The organism is Agrobacterium sp. MCAB5 (assembly GCF_052114365.1).
GTDB lineage: Bacteria > Pseudomonadota > Alphaproteobacteria > Rhizobiales > Rhizobiaceae > Agrobacterium > Agrobacterium tumefaciens.
Map to the genome: position 1 here is coordinate 187,756 of NZ_JBFREP010000012.1, position 21,169 is coordinate 208,924.

Sequence of the window (21,169 nt, forward strand, 5' to 3'; positions counted from 1 at the left end):
GATCGGTCTATTGAGCATCGTTGAAGCAAACAGCCGGGCGAGGCAGGGCAAACGCCGTGCCAACGCCCGCGCGAAGGCCATTCTCGGCTTCGCCGTCACCGTCATCACCACCTTTCTGGGGTTGATGGCGGTCACATTTTTCATTGGCCGCGTTGTGCCGATCGATCCCGCGCTAGCAATTGTCGGCGACCGCGCGCCTGCGCATGTGGTCGAGCGCGTGCGTGAGCAGCTCGGCCTCAACCTGCCGCTCTGGCAGCAGTTCTTCATCTATCTGAAGCAGGCGCTGTCGGGTGATTTCGGCATCTCAGTCCTCACCACCAACCCGGTGATGGAGGATATCAAGCGGGTTTTCCCGGCAACCATAGAGCTTGCCACGCTCGGCACCATCATCGGCGCCGTTTTTGGCATTCCGCTCGGCGTGCTTGCCGCGGTCAAGCGCGGCAGCTTTGCCGACCAGGTCGTGCGCGTCATCGGCCTTATCGGCTATTCCGTGCCGATTTTCTGGCTTGGCCTCCTGGCGCTCCTGGTGTTTTACGCCCGGTTGCAATGGGTCGCCTATCCCGGCCGGATGGATATCGTCTACGAATTCACCTTTACGCCGGTCACGGGTTTCTTCCTGATCGACGCGATCTGGCAACGGCAATGGGACGTATTGTGGGATCTGTTCCGCCACATCATCCTGCCCGCCTCGCTGCTCGGCTATTTTTCGCTGGCCTATATCAGCCGCATGACGCGTTCGTTCATGCTGAATGAGCTCGCCCAGGAATATATCGTTGCGGCGCGCGCCAAGGGGCTTTCGGAAACGCGCATCATCTGGTTTCACGCGCTGCGCAACGCCGCCGTGCCGCTGGTGACCGTGATTGCGCTATCTTACGCCGGTCTGCTGGAAGGTTCGGTGCTGACCGAAACCATCTTCGCGTGGCCGGGGCTCGGCCTCTACATCACCAATTCCCTGCAGAATGCGGATATGAATGCCGTTCTTGGCGGCACGATCGTGATCGGCGCCATCTTCGTCGGCATCAATCTCTTCTCCGATCTGCTTTACCGGACGCTCGACCCAAGGACGCGCAGCCGATGACGATTTCGACCGATACACTCAAACCCTACAGCCGCGAATGGCTGCTCTCCGACCGGCCTGCCTCGCGCAGGCAGGCACGGCTAGGCCGTGCCTATGTCATCTGGCGGCGCTTTTCGGAAAACCGGCTGGCGCTGCTTGGCCTCGGCATCATCATTGCGCTGCTGCTTGTCGCACTGTTCGCCAATGTGCTTGCACCACACGATCCGGTGCAGGGCGATCTGCGCAATGCCCGACTTCTGCCTCCGGGGACAGAAGGTTACCTGCTCGGCACTGACGATCAGGGGCGTGATATTCTCTCGCGCCTCATCCACGGTTCGCGGCTGACCCTGTTCGTCGTGCTGCTGGTGGCCATCATCGCCGCACCCATCGGACTCATCGTCGGCACCGTCTCGGGTTATGCCGGCGGCTGGGTGGATGCCGTTCTGATGCGCATCACCGATATTTTTCTGGCCTTTCCGAAGCTGGTTCTGGCGCTTGCGCTGGTGGCCGCACTTGGGCCGGGCATTGAAAACGCGGTGCTCGCCATCGCGGTCACCTCATGGCCGCCCTATGCGCGCATCGCGCGCGCCGAAACCATGACCTTCCGCAATTCCGATTTCATCGCGGCGGTCAAGCTCATGGGCGCGTCGCCGTTTCGCATCGTTCTGAAACACGTCATGCCACTTTGCATGTCGTCGCTCATCGTGCGTGTCACGCTCGATATGGCGGGCATCATCCTCACAGCAGCCGGTCTCGGCTTCCTTGGCCTCGGTGCACAGCCGCCGCTGCCGGAGTGGGGCGCGATGATTGCTTCCGGACGCCGTTTCATTCTCGACCAATGGTGGGTTGCCGCCATGCCGGGCATTGCGATCCTGATCGTCAGCCTCGGTTTCAACCTTCTGGGCGATGGCCTGCGCGATGCGCTGGACCCCAAGGAGGCGAACCAATGAGCGCGCCGCTTCTGACCGTCGAGAACCTGCGCGTTTCCTTTCCCACCCGCACCGGGCTGGTGGAGGCGGTGCGTGGCGTCTCGTTCACGCTAGGACGCGAACGCCTAGGCATCGTCGGCGAGTCCGGCTCCGGCAAATCGCAGACCGGCCGCGCCATCATGGGCCTGACGCCGAAAAGCGCTCGCATCGAGGCCGATGTGTTGCGCTTCGGCGATGTCGATCTTCTCAGTGCTTCGGCAAAGGAACGGCGGCTCATGCGCGGCAAGCGCCTGGCCATGATCCTGCAGGACCCGAAATATTCGTTGAACCCGGTCATGCCCATCGGCCGCCAGATCATGGAAACGCTGCGTACCCATGAAAGCATCGGTTCCGGCGAGGCGCGCCAACGCACGCTCGCCATGCTGGAGGCGGTGCAGATCCGCGATCCCGAGCGCGTGTTCGATCTTTACCCGCACGAGGTTTCCGGCGGAATGGGCCAACGCGTCATGATTGCCATGATGCTGGTCTGCGGCCCGGAACTTCTGATCGCCGATGAGCCGACTTCCGCGCTCGACGTGACGGTCCAGCTCGAAGTGCTCGATATTCTCGACAAGCTGGTTCGCGACCGCGGCATGGGGCTGATTTTCGTCAGCCACGATCTGCGGCTGGTGTCGTCTTTCTGCGACCGCGTTCTGGTCATGTATGCGGGCAAGGTCGTTGAGGAGCTCTCTTCTGCCAATCTTAAAGAGGCGAAGCATCCCTATACGCAGGGTCTTTTGAACTGCCTGCCGGAAATTGGCGGCCACCGGCATCCGCTGCCGGTTCTGGAACGCAAGGCGGAGTGGCGCGCATGAGCACGGTTCTTTCTATCAAAGACATGGTGGTCGATTTCGACGGATATATCGCGCTCGACAGCGTCAGCATCGATGTGGCCGAGGGTGAGTCCTTCGGTATCGTCGGCGAGTCCGGTTCCGGCAAGTCGACGCTGCTTCGGGCAATTGCCGGCCTCAACCATTTCGACGAAGGCTCGTTGATGGTGGCCGGTCGCTCCTATTCGGGCAAGCACCGCGACAAGAGCTTTTATAGCGATGTGCAGATGGTGTTTCAGGACCCTTACGGTTCCCTGCACCCTCGCCAGACAGTGGATGCGCTGCTGCTAGAACCACTCGTCATCCACGGTCTCGACAATCGCGAGCAACGCATCGCGCGTGCGCTTGATGAGGTGGGTCTCGGCACCGGTTTCCGCTTCCGCTATTCGCACCAGCTTTCCGGCGGTCAGCGGCAGCGTATTGCCATTGCCCGCGCGCTGATCGTCGAGCCGAAGATTCTGCTACTGGATGAGCCGACCTCGGCGCTCGACGCGTCCATTCAGGCGGAAATCCTCAATCTGCTGGAACAGGCCCGCAAGGACCGCAACCTCACCTTCGTTATGGTCAGCCACGATCTCGGCGTCATCAGCCACATGTGCGATCGCCTTGCGGTAATGAAAAGCGGCAAGGTGGTGGAAATGCTGGAGGCGGAAGCGCTGGAAAGCCGCGAGTTTACTGCGGATTATACCAGGCAGCTGCTGGTGGCGAGCGAGGGCTTCAAGCGCGCTTGAGCTGCCGCTATAGTCGGGTCAAGCCCGGCATGACGGACAGTGTCGGCCAAAACAGGGTATCCCGACCATGCAATTGCGCGCATTGATGTATTTCGACGAACTTGTCCGCACCAATTCCATGCGCGCCGCTGCCGAAAATCTGAATGTCGCGCCGACGGCAGTCAGCCGCCAGATCGAGAACCTCGAATATTATTTTGGCTCGCCTTTGGTGGAGCGTTCCAGCCGGGGCGTGAAGCTGACGGCGGCGGGGGAATTGCTGGCTGCCCGCGCCGGCAAGACGCTGCGCGAACTCGACCATGTGCACCAGCTGATCGATGACCTGAAGGGGCTTCAGCGCGGCCGGGTCACCGTTTATGCCAATGGCGCGACGGTTGCGAACCTTCTGGCGCCGGTGCTGGCGCAGTTCAGCCTCAAATATCCGCAGTTGCGCTTCGAGGTGCACATCACCAGCGCGCGCCAGGCGATGGAAGCACTGGGTGCAGCCGAAGCGGATCTGGTCGTCAGCCTTTTTGCGCCCAAGGTCTCCGGCGTGAAAGTGCGCTCGCGCACCCGTATCAGTTACGATGCTATCTTTCCGACCGGCCATGCGCTTGCCGCGCAGGCGGAAGTCTCGCTGAAAGAACTGGCCGGCCTGCCGCTTGCCCTGCCGGACAAGAGTTTCGCGGCGCGTCAGGCCTTCGATACACTGTTTGCCGATGCCGGTATCGAGCTTGATCCCGTCTTTATCACCAGTTCGCTGGAAATGCTGAAGGAACTGGTTCTGGGCCATGCCGCGGCCACGCTGTTGCCGGCCTTGTCGGTGGCGCGTGAAATTCGCAGCGGCCAGATGGTTGCTGTTCCGCTTTCCGGCAAGAAGGGCATCCACACCCAGATCGATCTCTGCGTGGCGCCCGACCGTCAACTATCCTTCGCCGCCTCTAAGCTTGCCGATTTCATCGAGCGTTTCATGCGCGAGGCGACAGCGGGGTAGGGGAATTCGTCAGCCTGGAGAATTGTCCATCCCGGTTGATTTCCATCCGTATTTCCGTGTAGCCATTTCAGCTACACGGAGCACACAAAAATCACGATTGTGTGTGCGCCTGCAACATGACACTCTTTTTGCAACGGGTGGTCTTCGAAAGGCAAAAATGCCTCGGCCGCCAGACAGGGGAAAATGATGCCACGCACTTATTTTTCGCAGCCGCTGAAAGTTACGCGGCGCGCCGCGCTTGCGCTTGCACTGGGGACGGCGCTCTGGATGCCGCTTTCTATGACGGACGCCGCGGCCGCGCCGAAGACCGCCTTGACGCTGGGCATGACAGTGGAGCCGACTGGTCTCGACCCGACAATTGCGGCACCCGTCGCCATCGGTCAGGTCAGCTGGCAGAACATATTCGAAGGTCTCGTCACCATCGACCATGACGGCAAGGTGAAACCGCAGCTTGCCGAAAGCTGGGAAATTTCAGCCGATGGCAAGACCTATACGTTCAAGCTGCGCCAGGGTGTTACCTTCCACGACGGCGAGGCCTTCGATTCCTCTGTTGCGAAATTTTCGCTCGACCGGGCGCGCGGTGAAACGTCGGTAAACCCACAAAAACGCTTCTTCACCGCCATCGAGAGCATAGAAACGCCGGATGCCGCGACGCTGGTACTGAAGCTGAAGCAGCCGGCGGGCAGCCTGATCTACTGGCTCGGCTGGCCGGCCTCCGTCATGGTTGCGCCGAAGAGCGCTGACAATAACCGTACCACGCCCATCGGCACCGGCCCGTTCAAGTTCGTGAACTGGGCCAAGGGCGACAAGGTGGAATTGGAGAAGAACGCGGCCTATTGGGACAAGGCGGTGGCGGTGAAGCTTGAAAAGGCCACCTTCCGCTTCGTTTCCGATCCGCAGGCGCAGGCAGCGGCACTGAAATCCGGCGATATCGATGCCTTCCCGGAATTCGGCGCGCCGGAACTGATGACGTCCTTCGACGGCGATGCGCGTCTCGGTACCTTCGTCGGCAATACGGAACTCAAGGTCGTGGCTGGCATGAACAATGCCCGCAAACCCTTCAACGACAAGCGCGTGCGCCAGGCGCTGATGATGGCGGTGGACCGCGGCACGGTGATTGAAGGCGCATGGTCGGGTTACGGCACGGCCATCGGCAGCCACTACACGCCGAACGATCGCGGTTACATCGATACGACCGGTGTTCATTCTTACGATATAGACAAGGCAAAGGCGCTTCTTGCCGAAGCGGGTTACCCCGACGGTTTCAGCTTCACGATCAAGGCCCCGCAAATGGCCTATGCCCAGCGGACCTCGCAAATCCTCCAGGCGATGTTGGCCGAAATCGGTGTCACCATGACCATCGAGACCACGGAATTTCCGGCAAAATGGGTGGCGGATGTTTTGAAGGGCGCGGATTACGACATGACCATCGTCGCCCACGCTGAGCCGATGGATATCGATATCTACTCCCGTGATCCCTATTATTTCAACTATAAGAACCCTGCCTTCAACGAGGTCATCGCCAATGTTGAAAAAACGGCGGATGCGGCCGAGCAGGAAAAGCTTTACGGCGAAGCCCAGAAAATCCTCGCCGAAGATGTGCCGGCGCTGTTCTTGTTCGTGATGCCGAAACTCGGCGTCTGGGACAAGAAGTTGAAGGGGTTGTGGGAAAACGAACCCATTCCGTCCAATGTGCTGACGGATGTGCATTGGGAAGAGTGACGTTTGTTGTGAACGGTGAGGCGCATTCCTACCCACCACCTCATTCCTGTGCCTGTCACAGAAATCCAGCCAGCCCAAGTCGTTGGGCTGAAAGGAATCTTTCCGCCGTGCAGGCACGCTTCGGCTGGATCCCTGTGACAAGCACAGGGGTGAGGGAAGAGTGTGCGGGGATGACAATAAATCCATCCGCCACATCCCGAAACGAAACAACGCAAGGAAAGAATGCCAGATGTTAGCCGTTCTCGTCCGGCGCCTTGCAAGCCTCATCGTCACGTTGTTTGCGGTGTCGCTCATCATCTACATCATCATGGGGCTGTTGCCGGGTGATCCGGCGGCCATCATGCTCGGCACGTCGGCGAGCCCGGATACGCTTCTCGCGCTGCAAAAGCAGATGGGTCTCGATCAGCCCTTGCCATTGCGTTACATCCACTGGCTTGCAGGCGTATTCCGGGGTGATCTCGGACAATCCTATACCTACGGCGTGCCGGTAGCGGGGCTTATTGTCGAGCGGCTTGCCGTCACCCTGCCGCTTGCGCTGCTCGCGGTCTGCCTGTCGGTCGCCATCGCCATTCCGCTCGGCGTCGCGGCAGCGAGAAGCCGAAACGGGCCGGTGGATTTCGCAGCCGGGCTGTTTTCCCATGTCGGCATTGCCGTTCCCGGTTTCTGGGTCGGGCTGCTGCTCATCATCGTCTTTTCCACCACGCTCGGCTGGATGCCATCAGGCGGTTTTCCCGGCTGGCGTCCGAGTTTTTCTGCCGGATTTATCGCGCTTGTGCTTCCAGCCATCGCGCTTGCGCTGTCGCAGGCAGGCGTCCTCACCCGCGTCTGCCGCTCGGCAGTACTTGAGGTAATGAACGAGGATTTCGTGCGCACCGCCCGCGCCAAGGGGCTGAGCGAGCGGGTAGCGCTGTGGCGACATGCGGTGCCGAACGCCATGATCCCCGTTGTCACCATGATCGGCCTGCAATTCACCTTCCTGATTGCCGGGGCAGTGCTGGTGGAGAATGTCTTCAACCTGCCGGGCCTCGGGCGGCTTGCCTATCAGGCGTTGACCCAGCGGGATATCGTCGTCATGCAGTCCGTCGTGCTGTTCTTCTCGGCGCTTGTCATCGTCATGAATTTTCTGGTCGATATCGCCTATCTCTTTATCGATCCAAGACTGCGGGCAGGTGCACGATGATGCGACTGATCCGCCGCCGCCCCGCTTTCGTCCTTGGCATCGCTGTCACTCTCTTTCTTGTCGCGGTTGCCCTGCTTTCGCTGGTCTGGACGCCGGTTTCTCCGACGAAGATACAGATTGCCCAGAAGCTGAAATCGCCCTTTGCCTATGGCGGGCTTGGCACCGACCATTTTGGCCGCGATGTGCTGTCCATGCTGATGGCGGGGGCATGGAATTCGCTCTCCACCTCCATCGCCGCCGTTGCCATCGGCGCGCTCATTGGCACGGCGCTTGGCGTATCGGTCGCGGCACTGCGCGGTTTCACCGAAACCCTGGTGATGCGCGCCTGCGATATCATCTTCGCCGTACCGCCGATTTTGTCGGCCATGATGCTCGGCGCGTTCATCGGTACGGGGCGGTTCACCGCCATCATCGCCATTGCCACCTTCATGGTGCCGGTCTTTGCGCGGCTGACGCTGGGTGCGGCCTTGCAGATATGGTCGCGGGAATATGTCACCGCCGCCACCAGCATCGGCCAGAACCGCGCCAAGATCACGCTGTTTCATATCGTGCCGAATATTTCCAACCAGATCATCGTGCAGGTGACCATCCAGCTCGGCCTTGCCATCCTTACCGAAGCGGGACTCTCATTCCTCGGTCTCGGCATGCCGCCGCCGGCTGCCACCTGGGGGCGGATGCTGGCCGATGCGCAGACCTATCTAGGTGCTGCACCCTGGCTTGCCATCACGCCCGGCCTTGCCATTGCGCTCGCGGTCTTCGGCCTCAATCTGCTTGGCGATGGCCTGCGCGACCTGCTGGACCCACGCGATACCAGCTGACCGCTTCAAGCCGATATCGCCCATATTATCTGTTTTCTGACGAGACGAAGCTTATGACCGATCTCATACACCTCAACACGCTCGAAATCCTGGCGCTTTACGGGCAAAAGAAGCTGTCGCCATCGGAATATTGGCAGGCGGTAGAGGCCCGTATCGACGCATTCGAGCCCACGGTGAACGCGCTTTACGCCTATGATCCCGAGGATGCCCGCAAGCAGGCGCTGGCCTCAACGACGCGCTGGCAAAAAGGTGAAACGCTCGGGCCCCTCGATGGGATTCCGGTGTCGCTGAAGGAATTGATCGCCACTAAAGGCCAGCCGGTTCCGCTTGGCACCAAAGCGGTGGAACTGGTGCCGGCCCTGGAAGACGCGCCGGTTGCGGCCCGCTGCCGCGAGGACGGCGCCATCATTTACGCCAAAACCACCTGCCCGGATTACGGCATGTTGTCATCGGGCCTTTCCAGTTTTCACAAGCTCAGCCGCAACCCGTGGGACCCGACACAGAACCCCGGCGGCTCCAGTGCCGGCGCGGCTTCTGCCGGTGCTGCGGGTTACGGCACCCTGCATATCGGCACGGATATTGGCGGCTCGGTGCGGCTACCGGCGGGGTGGACGGGGCTGTTCGGCTTCAAGCCCAGCCAGGGCCGCATACCCGTCGATCCCTATTATACCGGCCGCTGCGCCGGACCGATGACCCGCACCGTCGTCGACGCCGCCTATGCCATGGCCACGCTTTCCCGCCCGGACTGGCGCGACGGCACCGCGCTGCCGCCCAACAATATCAACTGGATGGACCTCGATATCGACGTAAAGGGCCTGAGGATCGGCCTGATGCTGGATGCCGGCTGCGGCTTGGCCCTGGACGATGAGGTGCGGGATGCTGTTGTGGCGTCCGCAAAGCTGTTCGAGGATGCAGGTGCCATCGTGGTCCCGGTCGAGCCGGTGCTGTCTCGGGACATGCTTGATGGGCTGGATGATTTCTGGCGGGCGAAATTCTGGGGCGATATGGCGGCGCTGAGTGACGAACGACGCGCGGCGATCCTTCCCTATATTCACGAATGGGCGCAGAAGGGCGCTGATGTTTCCGGCGCGCGGGCCGTTTTCGGTTTCAACCAGACCATGGAAATGCGCAAAGCCTGCGGGCGGTTGATGCAGTCGGTTGATGTGGTGATTTCACCCGTCAATCCCATCGTCTCCTATCCGGCCGACTGGGCCTCGCCCACCAACGACCCCGAGCGACCCTTCGAACATATCGCCTTCACCGTCCCTTGGAATATGTCGGAACAGCCAGCATCCTCGATCAATTGCGGTTTCTCGAAATCCGGGATGCCGATCGGCTTGCAGATCGTCGGCCCGCGTTACGCGGATCTGCTCGTGCTCAAGCTTTCCAAGGCCTTCGAGGATTGGGGCGGCGGTGTTCGGCGCTGGCCGGAGCCGCCCAAAGCGCGCTGATCGCGTCTTTATCGGCCCTGTAGTATAGCCATAATACCCGCTTCTCCACCCCTCCTGTTACGGTGCCCCGGGCATTCAAAACGGGAGGAGCAAGCATGCCGAAGAAGATTTTGATGATCACCGGCGATTTCGCCGAGGACTACGAGACCATGGTGCCGTTCCAGACGCTGCTTGCGGTTGGTCACACGGTGCATGCCGTCTGCCCCGGCAAGAAGGCTGGCCAGACGATCGCGACCGCGATCCATGATTTCGAGGGCGACCAGACCTATTCAGAAAAACGCGGCCATAATTTCGCGCTCAACGCAACTTTTGCCGATATCAAGGTCGCGGATTACGACGCGCTGGTCATTCCGGGTGGTCGCGCGCCGGAATATCTGCGGCTGAATGCGGATGTGCTTGCCGCCGTGAAGCATTTCTTCGAGGCTGACAAGCCGGTCGCGGCCGTCTGCCACGGTGCCCAATTGCTGGCGGCTGCGGGTGTCCTCAAGGGCCGCACCTGCTCGGCCTATCCGGCCTGCCGCCCCGAGGTGGAACTGGCGGGCGGTACCTATGCCGATATCGCCATCGATGCGGCGGTTACCGACGGCAAGCTGGTGACGGCGCCCGCATGGCCGGCGCATCCGGCATGGCTTTCGCAATTCATGGCGGTGCTCGGCAGATAAGGCCGGCGGAATGGGGCTTTTGCCGGTCCCGTTTCCCGTCTATCTTCTGCAGCTTGCTGAGGGAGGACACAATGTGCAAGCTTTTCATCAAGGCAGACCCGACGCTTTGGGAAAGCCATACCCGGTCTTTGCGGATCGATGGCATGGTCACCAGTGTCAGACTTGAAAACTTCTTCTGGACGACTCTGGACGAGATTTCACGCCGCGATGGCATGAACAGCGCGCAGCTCATTGCCAAGCTTTATAATGAATCGATCGATGCCGGGCATGATCTCGGCAACTTCACCTCGTTTCTACGAGTCTGCTGCGGGCGTTATCTGGCCTTGCAGCTTTCCGGCGATATTCCGGCGCGCAGCGACATTCCGATTGCTGCGCTGGATGCAGACAGCATTCTCGACGCGGAAAAGATGAATTATCACTGAGGTAAAGGGAAGGGCGCAGCCACCGCGCCCTTCGCCTCAGCTCTTAAGCGCCCTTGGATCAAGCGCATCGCGCACGGCATCGCCGATATAGTTGACGCTCAGAACCGTCAGCGAGATTGCCAGTCCAGGCCACAGCACGCGCGAGGGCGTCAGCTGCAGGAAGTTGGCGCCATCGAACAACAGTCGTCCCCAGGTCGGAAAGTCGGACGGAAAACCGAGGCCGAGGAAGGACAGCGCCGATTCCGTGATGATGGCCGAGGCGATGCCGAGCGTGGCTGAGACCATGATCGAACTCAACACATTCGGCAGGATATGGCGCAGGATAATGCGGTATTCGCGCATGCCGCTCGATTTCGCCGCCATGATAAACTCCTGGCTTTTGATCGTCAGCACGTCGCCGCGCACGATGCGTGCGGTATGCATCCAGCTGGTTACCCCGATCACGAAGACGATGAGGATGAAGATACCGGTTTCCGGCCCGAAGGCGGCACGCAGCGTATCACGGAACAGCATGAGAATGACGAGCAGCAGCGGCAGCAGCGGCAGGGCCAGGAACAGGTCCGTCAGCCGCATCAGCGGCCCGTCAAGCCTTCGGAAATAGCCTGACAGCACCCCCACCAGCGTGCCGAGAAACAGCGCCAGCAGCATGGCGGTGATGCCGACGGCAAGCGAGATGCGCCCGCCCGCCAGCACCTGCGCCAGCATGTCCTTGCCCAGATTGTCGGTGCCGAAGGGATGCGCCAGCGACGGCCACTGGTTGCGTTCCTTCACATTGATGGCATTGGGCGCGACAGTGTGGATATAGGGCCCGACATAGACCGCAAGCAAAATAAAGATGAAAACGAACAGGCCTGCCACGCCGCCCTTGTGGACCCGGAACTGTTTCCAGATATCGGCAAGTGCCGATTGCACAGGCGTGGCGGCAACGGCTGGTGCTGCGAGGGTGGCGTCAGTCATAGCGGATCCTCGGGTCGAGAATGCCGTAAAGCACGTCGGCAATCAGGTTGAAGAGCACGATAAGCACCGCGAAAATGAAGGTCAGCGTCTGCACCAGCGGAATATCCGCACCCTGAACGGCGGTGATCAGCAATTGGCCAAGCCCGTTCACACGGAAAATCTGTTCGGTAATGATGGCGCCGGAAAAGATCGTCGGCACGCCGAGTGCGATGACGGTGACGACGGGTATAAGGCTGTTGCGCAGGACGTGAACGAGCAGAACGGATTTTTCCTTCACGCCCTTGGCACGCGCGGTGCGTACATAGTCCTGATGGAGATTGTCCAGCATGGAGGCGCGCACGAAACGGCTGATCTGCGAGACGTTGTAGAGGGTCAGCACCAGAACCGGCATGAACATCTGTTTGATCTGTGCCACGAGGCTTCCCCAGTCAGTCACCTGCAGATTGGTGTCGTAGACGGAAGGGAACCATTGCAGATAGGAGCTGAAGATGACGACCAGCAGCACGCCGGTGAAGAAGGTGGGAACCGAATAACCCACCATCGAGACGAAGGTGCCGATCTGATCGAAGATCGAATATTGTTTGTAGGCGGAAATGACGCCGATCGGGATCGCCAGAAGCGCGCCGAAGAGATAGGCAAGGCCGACGACCCAAAGCGTTTGCGGCATGCGCTGGATGACAAGATCGACCACCGGGCTGCGCGTTGCCCAGGACAGCACACGCATGCGGCTGCCGTCGCCGATCTGCCAGCCTGTCAGCTTCTCGAACAGGTTCAGCGGTTCATTGATGAAGAACTGCTGCAGCCACAGCATGTAACGGATGAAGAAGGGCTGGTCGAGACCGAGCGAGGCGCGGATCTGCTCGCGCACTTCGGGCGGAATGGTCAGCGGCAGGTCGCCGGTCGGATCATTCGGCGCCAGATCGAGTAGGGCGAAGATGACGAAGCTGATGACGAGCAACGTCGGTACGGCAAAGGCAAGCCGCCGGAGCGTAAAGGTAAACATCGGAAAGTCTCCAGACCGTCAGGGTCTCGCAAAACGAGCGCGGTCCCCCCGTCAGGGGCGACCGCGCATTTGCGGGTTACTTCTTGCGGGACCAGTCCGCGACGTTCCAGAGTTCCGAATCCCAGGCGTTCATGCGAACGCCTTCGAGTGTCAACGAATGCGAGGAGACGCTGCCGCGATGGATGAGCGGAATATGCGCGCCTTCTTCGGTCAGCATATCGTTCAGCTGCTTGGAAATCTCACCGCGCTTGGCAGGGTCTGCGGTCTTGGAGAGTTCGCCCACCAGCTTGTCGAATTCCGGGTTGCAATAACGCGGAATGTTCTGGCCCTGCCAGCCGTTAGCCGGAGCCGGGATCTTGTCGCATAGCCATTCCGCCAGATATTTTTCCGGGTCGGTTCCGTCGAAATTGTTGGTGTACATTTCAACATCGGCGAAAAATTTCTGGAAGGTGTCGGGGCTTGCCGGATCGCCGCCGAAGAAGACGGAGGCGCTGACATTGCGCAGTTCGGAAGCAACGCCAATCTGCGACCACATGTCCTTCACCAGTTCCTGCGTGGCCTGGCGAACGGAGTTTGTGGAGGTCTGGTACAGGAAGGACAGTTTCACACCGTTCTTGGCGCGGATGCCGTCGGCGCCCTTTACCCAGCCCGCATCATCCAGCAGCTTGTTTGCGCCTTCCAGATTCTGTTTCAGGCACCAGCTGTCATTCTTGGTCGAAGCGACGGCTTCCGGAGCCGGCACGATATTGCAGGTCGGCTTGCCTGCCTCGCCATAACCTGCCTCATCGATAATATCGCGGTCGATGGCAAGCGAGAGCGCGCGGCGCACGGCCGGGTCGGAAAGGGCCGGATGCGGGCCGCCTTCCTTGGTGGAGCGCTTGTCACCCAGCGCAGGATCGGCGTTGTACCAGTTGAGATTGATACGCTCGACCTGCGTGCCGAAGGCAGTTTCCAGCTTGCCCTTGCCGGCAGCTACCATGGTGGCCAGAATTTCCGGCTCCACCTGCATGTTCCAGGCGTAGTCGAATTCGCCGGTTTCAAGAACGGCGCGTGCAGCGGAAGCTGCATCGCCGCCGCCCTTCAGGGTAGCCGTGGCGAAGGCGGGCTTGGCCGGATCGCGATAATTGGGGTTGGCCACGAAGCTGATGACGTCGTTCGGCTTGAAATCCTTGACCACGAAGGGGCCGGTGCCGATGGGGCCGAAATTGGCGGATGTGCAGCCGGGAGCCGCAGCGCCGACGCATTTTTCAAACTGTTTCTTCTGGATGACAGGCGATTGTGCGCCAACAAATGCGGAATAGGGGTAGGGCTTCGGTTCGTTGAAGCTGATCTTGATGGTGTGGGCGTCGACCGCCTCGACGTTCTTCACGCCCTCATATTGTGCCGCCTGCGCGCAGCCGCCGTCCGGTGCGATGCAATATTTCCAGGTGAAGATGACGTCGTCAGCGGTAAAGGGCGTGCCATCAGACCATTTGACGTCGCTCTTCAGTTTCCACGTCATGCTGAGCAGATCTTTCGCGATGCCGCCATTGTCGACCGTCGGAATTTCGCTCACCAGCATCGGCACCAGCTCGCCTTTTTCGTCGTAGCGCGCCAGCGGCTCGATCACCATGGACGAGCTGTAGACTTCCTTCGTGCCAGCGGACAGATATGGGTTGAGTGTCGATACAGCCTGCCAGAAAAGAATTTTCAGTTCGCCGTCACTGCCACGCTCGGCATGGGCGGCAGAGCCTGCCATGGCCAAGGCCGCCACCGTGCTGGCAAAGAGAACGCTGCGCTTCTTCATTGTGATTTTCCCCTTTGAAGATTTTATCTGTTTGAATGTTTGACGCTTTTCCTCAACGTCATTTGCAAGTCTTTTGTTTTAAGTGTTTGACTTTGCTAACGAATATTCTTCCGTTCCCAGTGATGCTATTGTCAGTTTTTTTGAAATGCAAGCCCCAAACTCTGATTGATGAACAAAATTTGAGCCGATTGGCTTCGGGCCTATTTTTCACTCATCTAGCGAAATTCATACTTGCAAAAGCAGAAATTCCAAACGCAATATGCTTCCCGACAACCCGGCGGGGAACAAAAAAAGGAAAAATGGGAATGCCGATATTGAACCGTGTGGCCGAGATGCAGGAAGAAGTAGCCGGTTGGAGGCGCCACCTGCACGAGACGCCGGAGCTGCTCTACGACGTCTTCGAAACCTCGAAATTCGTGGCGGAGAAACTCAAATCCTTCGGATGCGATATCGTCGAAACCGGCATTGGCAAGACCGGCGTGGTGGGCATCATCAAGGGGCGGCACGGGGACGGCCCGACCATCGGTTTTCGCTCCGACATGGATGCGCTGCCGATCCTCGAAACCAGCGGCAAGCCTTGGGCTTCCAAGGTTCCGGGCAAGGCCCATTCGTGCGGCCATGACGGGCACACGGCCATGCTTTTGGGTGCGGCGCAATATCTGGCCGAGACCCGTAATTTCAAAGGGTCCGTGGCCGTCATCTTCCAGCCGGCTGAAGAGGGTGGCGCAGGGGCACTTGCCATGCTGAACGACGGCATGATGGAGAAATTCGGCATTTCCCAGGTCTATGGCATGCATAACGAGCCGGGCATTCCGGTCGGCAATTTCGCCATCCGCAAAGGTTCGACGATGGCGGCGGCGGATAGTTTCGAGATCGTCATTACCGGTAAGGGCAGCCATGCGGCGGCCCCCCATCTTTCCATCGATCCGGTTCTGACCTCGGCCTATATCATCATCGCCCTGCAATCCATCGTCTCGCGGGAAACGGACCCGTTGAAATCGCTGGTCGTCACCGTCGCCACTACCCACGGCGGCACAGCGGGCAATGTCATTCCCGGTTCGGTGACGCTGACCGGCACGGTGCGCACCCTGCTGCCGGAAACCCGCGATTTCGCCGAAAAACGGTTGAAGGAAGTGGCGACAGCCACCGCCATGGCGCATGGCGCGACGGCGGAGGTGAGATACGATCGCGGTTATCCCGTTACTTTCAACCACAATGACGAAACCGAATTCGCAACCAGCGTGGCGGCAGGTGTGGCAGGCGCAAACGCCGTCAACACCAATCCCAACCCGCATATGGGCGCGGAAGATTTTTCCTACATGCTGGAAGCACGCCCCGGCGCCTTCATCTTCATCGGTAACGGCGACACGGCCGGGCTGCACAATGCCGCCTATGACTTCAACGACGAGGCCCTGCCTTACGGCATCAGCTACTGGGTCTCGATGGCCGAAACCGCGCTTGCTGCGTAAGACATCCGGCGGCCTTCACGGCCGCCTTTCGCTTTTCAGGAGATCGGCATGCTTTTGGCGGCAACATCCATGGAACAGACCGGCGGTTCGGTAAGTCCGGTTCTTTCGGTTCAAAATCTGACCACGTCCTTCCGCGTTGATGGCGGCTGGAAATCGGTGGTCCGCAATATGAGTTTCGACATTGCGCCCCGCGAGACGGTGGCGATCGTTGGCGAAAGCGGCTCGGGCAAAAGCGTGACGTCGCTGTCGATCATGCGGCTTCTCGATAAGAAAACGAGCCGCATCGAGGGTAAGGTCATGCTCGGCGGGCGCGATTTGCTGGCACTTCCGGAAGAGGAGATGCGCAAGGTTCGTGGCAAGGACATTTCGATGATCTTCCAGGAGCCGATGACCAGCCTCAATCCGATCTTCCCGATCGGCAAGCAGATCGCCGAAGCGCTGACCGTGCACCAGGATATTTCCTCATCTGCTGCCAAGGCCGAAGTTGTCAGGCTTCTGGAAAAAGTCCGCATTCCCAATGCGAAGAACCGTTTCGACGACTATCCGCACCAGTTTTCCGGCGGCATGCGCCAGCGCGTGATGATTGCCATGGCGCTTGCGTCGAAGCCGAAGCTCCTGATTGCAGACGAGCCGACGACTGCGCTCGACGTGACCATTCAGGGCCAGATTCTCGACCTTATCAAGCAATTGCAGGAAGAGGAGGGCATGTCGGTCCTGTTCATCACCCATGATATGGGCGTGGTGGCGGAAGTGGCTGACCGCACCATCGTCATGTTCCGGGGCGACGTGGTGGAAACCGGCACGACGGACGATATCTTCCATCGCGGGAACCATCCCTATACGCGCGCCCTGCTTTCGGCGGTGCCGAAGCTCGGTTCGATGAAAGAGCGGGTGCTGCCCGCCCGCTTTCCGATCATCGATATCAAGACCGGCGAAAGCCAACCGGTCGAAGAGGTCAGGAACACGGTTTCCGGTGGTCGCACGCCCATTCTTTCGGTCCGGGACCTGACGACCCGCTTCGATATCCGCTCCGGTCTTCTCGGTCGCAAGTCCGGTGCCGTGCATGCGGTGGAGAAGGTCTCCTTCGATCTGGCTGAGGGCGAGACACTATCGCTGGTCGGTGAATCCGGCTGCGGCAAGTCCACCACCGGGCGGTCGATCACCCGGCTGATCGAACCGACCTCCGGTAACGTGACTCTCGACGGTTACGAGGTGATGAAACTCGACAAGACGACGCTGCGCACCATGCGCCGCAGCGTGCAGATGATCTTTCAGGACCCCTTCGCCAGTCTCGATCCGCGCATGAGCATCGGCACGGCGATCATGGAGCCCTTCATCGAACACCGGCTTGGACCGAAGGCGCAGGCGCGTGAAAAGGCGGCGGACCTGATGGAGAAGGTTGGCCTCAGCCCGGATATGATGCGGCGCTTCCCGCATGAGTTTTCCGGCGGCCAGCGCCAGCGCATCGCCATTGCCCGTTCGCTGATGCTTGACCCCAAGGTCATCGTTGCCGATGAAGCGGTGTCGGCGCTTGATGTCTCCATCAAGGCGCAGGTCTGTAACCTGCTGCTCGATCTGCAACAGAGCCTCAACCTCGCCTTCCTGTTCATTTCCCACGATATGGCTGTGGTGGAGCGTGTCAGCCATCGTGTCGCGGTGATGTATCTCGGCGAGATCGTCGAAATCGGCCCACGCGCCGCCGTCTTCGATAATCCGCAGCACCCCTATACGAAAAAGCTGATGTCCGCCGTTCCGGTGCCGGATCCGGCCCGGCGCCAGATCAGGCGCAACATAGCAACGGACGAGATCAAAAGCCCGATCCGTCCTGTGAACTATGTTCCGCCGCAACGCCATTACCGCGAGGTTTCGGCAGGGCATCTGGTGCAGGAAGCGGCTTGATATAGAGGAAACTGCGCAGGGATAGGTGCCTCTGTGTTCACGACGTCATCCTCGGTCTTGTGCCGAGGATCTGCCAATGTCTCGTAAATCGGTGCATTGCAGATGCTTGCGACAGGCCCGAGCATGACGGAGGAAATGTTTTGCATCTTCTTTAGAGGTGCCCGGTCCCGCCAAACGCTTCGCTCAGTCGCTGTGCCGTTTGACAGGCGGCCTGAAAAAATGCCAGCAAATGCTCGAGCATAATTCTTAGAGGGCGGCGGCATGGCCAGACGGAACGACGCACATGGACGGCTGGATGATGCGGCGCGTGCTGGTTGGCTTTATTATGTCGCGGGCCGCACGCAGGACGAGATCGCCGCTGCCATGGGCATATCCCGGCAATCGGCGCAGCGGCTGGTATCGCTGGCCGTTGCCGAGCGGTTGATCAAGGTCCGGCTCGATCATCCCATCGCCGCCTGTCTCGAAAAAGCGGAGCGGCTGAAGCAGAAATTCGACCTTAGATATATCGAGGTGGTGCCGAGCGATCCCGCTGGCGTTTCCTCCACGGTCGGCATTGCCGAGGCCGGCGCGGCGGAAATCGAGCGCTGGCTGAAAAATGCCGATCCCATCGTGCTTGCCATCGGCACCGGCCGTACGCTGAAGGCTGCTGTGGACCAACTGCCGCCGATGGAATGTCCGCAGCACCGCATCGTGTCACTGACAGGCAATATCGGGCCGGATGGATCGGCCGCCTATTACAACGTCATCTTCAGTATGGCCGATGCCATCAAGGCGCGGCATTTCCCGATGCCGCTGCCGGTTCTCTGCTCGTCTGCGGAAGAGCGGGAACTGCTGCACGACCAGTCCATGGTGCGCTCCACGCTGGCGCTGGGTGCAGCCGCCAATGTCACCTTCGTCGGCGTCGGCGAACTGGGAGAAAATGCACCGCTCTGCGTTGATGGTTTTCTCGGTGTCGACGAGATGAAGGCCCTGATGGCAAGCGGTGCGATCGGCGAAATCTGCGGCTGGATGTATGATGCCAACGGCCGCATTCTCGACCATTCCGTCAACGAGCGCGTCGCCTCCGTTCCCATTCCGTCCAGAGAGACCTGCACGGTCATCGGCATGGCGCAGGGCGCGCGCAAGAATGCCTCGATTCTCGCGGCACTGAGGGGTGGTCTTTTGAACGGCCTCATCACCGACGAAGCGACAAGTGAATATTTGCTCACACACTGAGCAAAAATTAATCCATTAAAATCAATAGTTTGATTTTTCCATGTGCGCCGCAGCACAGGATGTTGCTTGACTTTTTTCGGCTGCGGGTGAGTAAATGCCCCAGAGCAAAGCGAATGCTCATAAATTTCTTCTGGGAGGAAGATATGACATTGAAGACCATTTTGCTGGGCGCATGCTCGGCACTCGCCTTTTCGACCCTTGCTTCCGCCGAAACGCTGACCATCGCCACCGTCAACAACGGCGACATGATCCGCATGCAGGGTCTGACCTCCGACTTCACCACCAAGAACCCCGACATCAAGGTGGAATGGGTCACGCTTGAAGAAAACGTCCTGCGCGAGCGCGTGACGACCGATATCGCCACCAATGGCGGTCAGTACGACATCATGACCATCGGCAACTATGAAGTGCCGATCTGGGCCAAGCAGGGCTGGCTGCTGCCGCTCGAAAAGCTTGGCGACAAATACGACGTGGATGATATTCTGCCGGCGATCCGTGGTGGTCTTTCCAGCGAAGGCAAGCTTTATGCGGCGCCGTTCTACGGCGAATCCGCCATGATCATGTATCGCAAGGACCTGTTTGAAAAAGCCGGCCTGAAGATGCCTGAAAACCCGACCTGGGAATTCATCGGTGACGCTGCCCGCAAGATTACCGATCGCAAGGCGGATATCAACGGCATGTGCCTGCGCGGCAAGGCTGGCTGGGGCGAGAACATGGCCTTCATCAGCGCGCTCACCAACTCCTTTGGCGGCCGCTGGTTCGATGAGAACTGGAAGCCGCAGTTCGATCAGCCGGAATGGAAGAGTGCTCTTCAGTTCTACGTCGATCTGATGAAGGATGCCGGTCCGTCGGGTGCTTCCTCCAACGGCTTCAACGAAAACCTGACGCTGTTCCAGCAGGGCAAATGTGGCATGTGGATCGATGCCACGGTGGCTGCTTCCTTCGTTTCAAACCCGAAGGATTCGACCGTTGCCGACAAGGTCGGTTATGCGCTCTTCCCGACGCATGGCGAGCTGAAGAACCATGGCAACTGGTTGTGGTCCTGGAACCTTGCTATCCCGAAGAGCTCGCAGAAGGCGGATGCCGCCGAGAAGTTCATCTCCTGGGCAACAAGCAAGGAATATACCCAACTCGTCGCTGCCAAGGAAGGCTGGGCAAACGTGCCTCCGGGTACCCGCACCTCGCTTTACAAGAATGCTGACTATGAAAAAGCAGCCGCCTTCGCCAAGCCGACGCTTGCTGCGATGGATGCCGCCGACATCACCAAGCCGACCGTAAAGCCCGTGCCTTACACCGGCGGTCAGTTCGTGGCGATCCCTGAATTCCAGGCGCTCGGCACCACGGTCGGTCAGCTGTTCTCGGCGGTCGTTGCCGGCCAGTCCAGTGTCGACGATGCGCTTGCCAGCGCCCAGTCGACAGCGACGCGTGAAATGACCCGCGCCGGTTACATCAAGTAATCCTCCTGAAGATCGCTGTCCGGCGCCAATGCCGGGCAGCGAACCTTGGGGGCGCAAGCCGCGAGCTGCGCGGCGGCCTTTAAGCCTTTCAAATCAAAACTGGAATGAGCCGGTTCTTCCGGATATGCCGGGGGCATTTCGTGATGCCCGAGCCCATGGGGAGGTTAGTGCAATGGCAACACGAAACACGAGCGGTCTGGCGCGGGTTATGCTTGCGCCTTCGGTGCTGCTTTTGCTGGTGTGGATGATCGTGCCCCTGGCGATGACGCTGTGGTTTTCGTTCCAGAACTACAATCTGCTCAACCCTGCCAATGTCAGCTTCGCGGGCCTGTTCAATTACCAGTATTTCTATACCGATCCGGCCTTCTTCCAGTCGATCTTCAACACGCTTGCCATCGTCGGCGGCGTGCTTCTGATCACTGTCATCGGCGGTATTGCGATTGCGCTTCTGCTTGACCAGGACATCTTCGGTCAGGGCATCGTGCGCATCATGATCATCTCGCCCTTCTTCGTCATGCCGCCTGTTGCGGCGCTGGTGTGGAAGAACATGATCATGCATCCCGGTTACGGCG

At 59.7% G+C, this 21,169-nt stretch carries 19 protein-coding genes; 16 read left to right on the forward strand and 3 right to left on the reverse strand.

Going from position 1 to position 21,169, the window contains the following annotated elements:
• Positions 1-10: 10 nt before the first annotated feature.
• The 11 genes from AB4Z23_RS23320 to AB4Z23_RS23370 all read left to right on the forward strand — a co-directional run bounded on the left by AB4Z23_RS23320 (position 11) and on the right by AB4Z23_RS23370 (position 10,811).
• Complete coding sequence (locus AB4Z23_RS23320) at positions 11-1,078, forward strand: ABC transporter permease (RefSeq protein WP_003518099.1); 1,068 nt, start codon at positions 11-13, stop codon at positions 1,076-1,078.
• Positions 1,075-2,007, forward strand: coding sequence for a nickel transporter permease (gene nikC, locus AB4Z23_RS23325; RefSeq protein ID WP_003518097.1), 933 nt, complete (start codon positions 1,075-1,077; stop codon positions 2,005-2,007). The genes AB4Z23_RS23320 and nikC overlap by 4 nt, the downstream gene beginning before the upstream one ends.
• Entirely contained in the window at positions 2,004-2,840 is an 837-nt protein-coding gene (locus AB4Z23_RS23330) for an ABC transporter ATP-binding protein (RefSeq protein WP_035200158.1), read from the forward strand. Before nikC ends, AB4Z23_RS23330 begins: the two co-directional genes overlap by 4 nt.
• Complete coding sequence (locus AB4Z23_RS23335) at positions 2,837-3,586, forward strand: ABC transporter ATP-binding protein (protein WP_025595069.1); 750 nt, start codon at positions 2,837-2,839, stop codon at positions 3,584-3,586. Before AB4Z23_RS23330 ends, AB4Z23_RS23335 begins: the two co-directional genes overlap by 4 nt.
• Before the next feature lie 67 nt (positions 3,587-3,653).
• Complete coding sequence (locus AB4Z23_RS23340) at positions 3,654-4,556, forward strand: LysR family transcriptional regulator (protein ID WP_025595068.1); 903 nt, start codon at positions 3,654-3,656, stop codon at positions 4,554-4,556.
• Positions 4,557-4,742: 186 nt separating this feature from the next.
• Positions 4,743-6,278 carry an ABC transporter substrate-binding protein gene (locus AB4Z23_RS23345; RefSeq protein WP_025595067.1) on the forward strand — a complete coding sequence of 512 codons (1,536 nt, stop codon included), beginning with the start codon at positions 4,743-4,745 and terminating at the stop codon, positions 6,276-6,278.
• Positions 6,279-6,507: 229 nt separating this feature from the next.
• Positions 6,508-7,458 (forward strand): ABC transporter permease, encoded by a 951-nt coding sequence (locus tag AB4Z23_RS23350; RefSeq protein WP_003518092.1) that lies wholly within the window; start codon positions 6,508-6,510, stop codon positions 7,456-7,458.
• Positions 7,455-8,276, forward strand: a complete 822-nt coding sequence (locus AB4Z23_RS23355; RefSeq protein WP_035200162.1) for an ABC transporter permease — start codon at positions 7,455-7,457, stop codon at positions 8,274-8,276. The genes AB4Z23_RS23350 and AB4Z23_RS23355 overlap by 4 nt, the downstream gene beginning before the upstream one ends.
• A 53-nt stretch (positions 8,277-8,329) precedes the next feature.
• A complete protein-coding gene (locus tag AB4Z23_RS23360; RefSeq protein ID WP_035200163.1) occupies positions 8,330-9,727 on the forward strand; it encodes an amidase in 1,398 nt (465 codons plus the stop codon).
• A gap of 95 nt (positions 9,728-9,822) precedes the next feature.
• On the forward strand, positions 9,823-10,389 hold the full coding sequence (locus AB4Z23_RS23365) for a DJ-1/PfpI family protein (protein WP_003518089.1): 567 nt from the start codon (positions 9,823-9,825) through the stop codon (positions 10,387-10,389).
• A gap of 71 nt (positions 10,390-10,460) precedes the next feature.
• Positions 10,461-10,811: a ribbon-helix-helix domain-containing protein gene (locus tag AB4Z23_RS23370; protein ID WP_003518088.1), complete on the forward strand. Its 351-nt coding sequence runs from the start codon at positions 10,461-10,463 to the stop codon at positions 10,809-10,811.
• A gap of 36 nt (positions 10,812-10,847) precedes the next feature.
• On the opposite strand, the gene AB4Z23_RS23375 is transcribed toward AB4Z23_RS23370, so the two are convergent.
• The 3 genes from AB4Z23_RS23375 to AB4Z23_RS23385 all read right to left on the reverse strand — a co-directional run bounded on the left by AB4Z23_RS23375 (position 10,848) and on the right by AB4Z23_RS23385 (position 14,557).
• Complete coding sequence (locus tag AB4Z23_RS23375) at positions 10,848-11,768, reverse strand: ABC transporter permease (protein WP_013762302.1); 921 nt, start codon at positions 11,766-11,768, stop codon at positions 10,848-10,850.
• A complete protein-coding gene (locus AB4Z23_RS23380) occupies positions 11,761-12,771 on the reverse strand; it encodes an ABC transporter permease (protein ID WP_003518086.1) in 1,011 nt (336 codons plus the stop codon). The genes AB4Z23_RS23375 and AB4Z23_RS23380 overlap by 8 nt, the downstream gene beginning before the upstream one ends.
• Positions 12,772-12,847: 76 nt before the next feature.
• Positions 12,848-14,557, reverse strand: a complete 1,710-nt coding sequence (locus AB4Z23_RS23385; RefSeq protein WP_065687414.1) for a peptide ABC transporter substrate-binding protein — start codon at positions 14,555-14,557, stop codon at positions 12,848-12,850.
• 305 nt (positions 14,558-14,862) lie between these two features.
• Between AB4Z23_RS23385 and AB4Z23_RS23390 the strand changes: the two genes are divergently transcribed.
• From AB4Z23_RS23390 to AB4Z23_RS23410, 5 genes are all read left to right on the forward strand, one after another.
• Entirely contained in the window at positions 14,863-16,026 is a 1,164-nt protein-coding gene (locus AB4Z23_RS23390; RefSeq protein ID WP_065687413.1) for a M20 aminoacylase family protein, read from the forward strand.
• Positions 16,027-16,074: 48 nt separating this feature from the next.
• Positions 16,075-17,925 (forward strand): ABC transporter ATP-binding protein, encoded by a 1,851-nt coding sequence (locus tag AB4Z23_RS23395; protein ID WP_065687412.1) that lies wholly within the window; start codon positions 16,075-16,077, stop codon positions 17,923-17,925.
• 261 nt (positions 17,926-18,186) lie between these two features.
• On the forward strand, positions 18,187-19,140 hold the full coding sequence (locus tag AB4Z23_RS23400) for a sugar-binding transcriptional regulator (protein ID WP_003518080.1): 954 nt from the start codon (positions 18,187-18,189) through the stop codon (positions 19,138-19,140).
• Between the two features lie 143 nt (positions 19,141-19,283).
• The gene (locus tag AB4Z23_RS23405) at positions 19,284-20,597 is read left to right on the forward strand and encodes an ABC transporter substrate-binding protein (RefSeq protein WP_003518078.1); all 1,314 of its coding nucleotides are present in this window, start codon (positions 19,284-19,286) and stop codon (positions 20,595-20,597) included.
• Positions 20,598-20,769: 172 nt separating this feature from the next.
• On the forward strand, positions 20,770-21,169 hold a 400-nt coding region (locus AB4Z23_RS23410), incomplete at its 3' end, for a carbohydrate ABC transporter permease (RefSeq protein ID WP_421614012.1).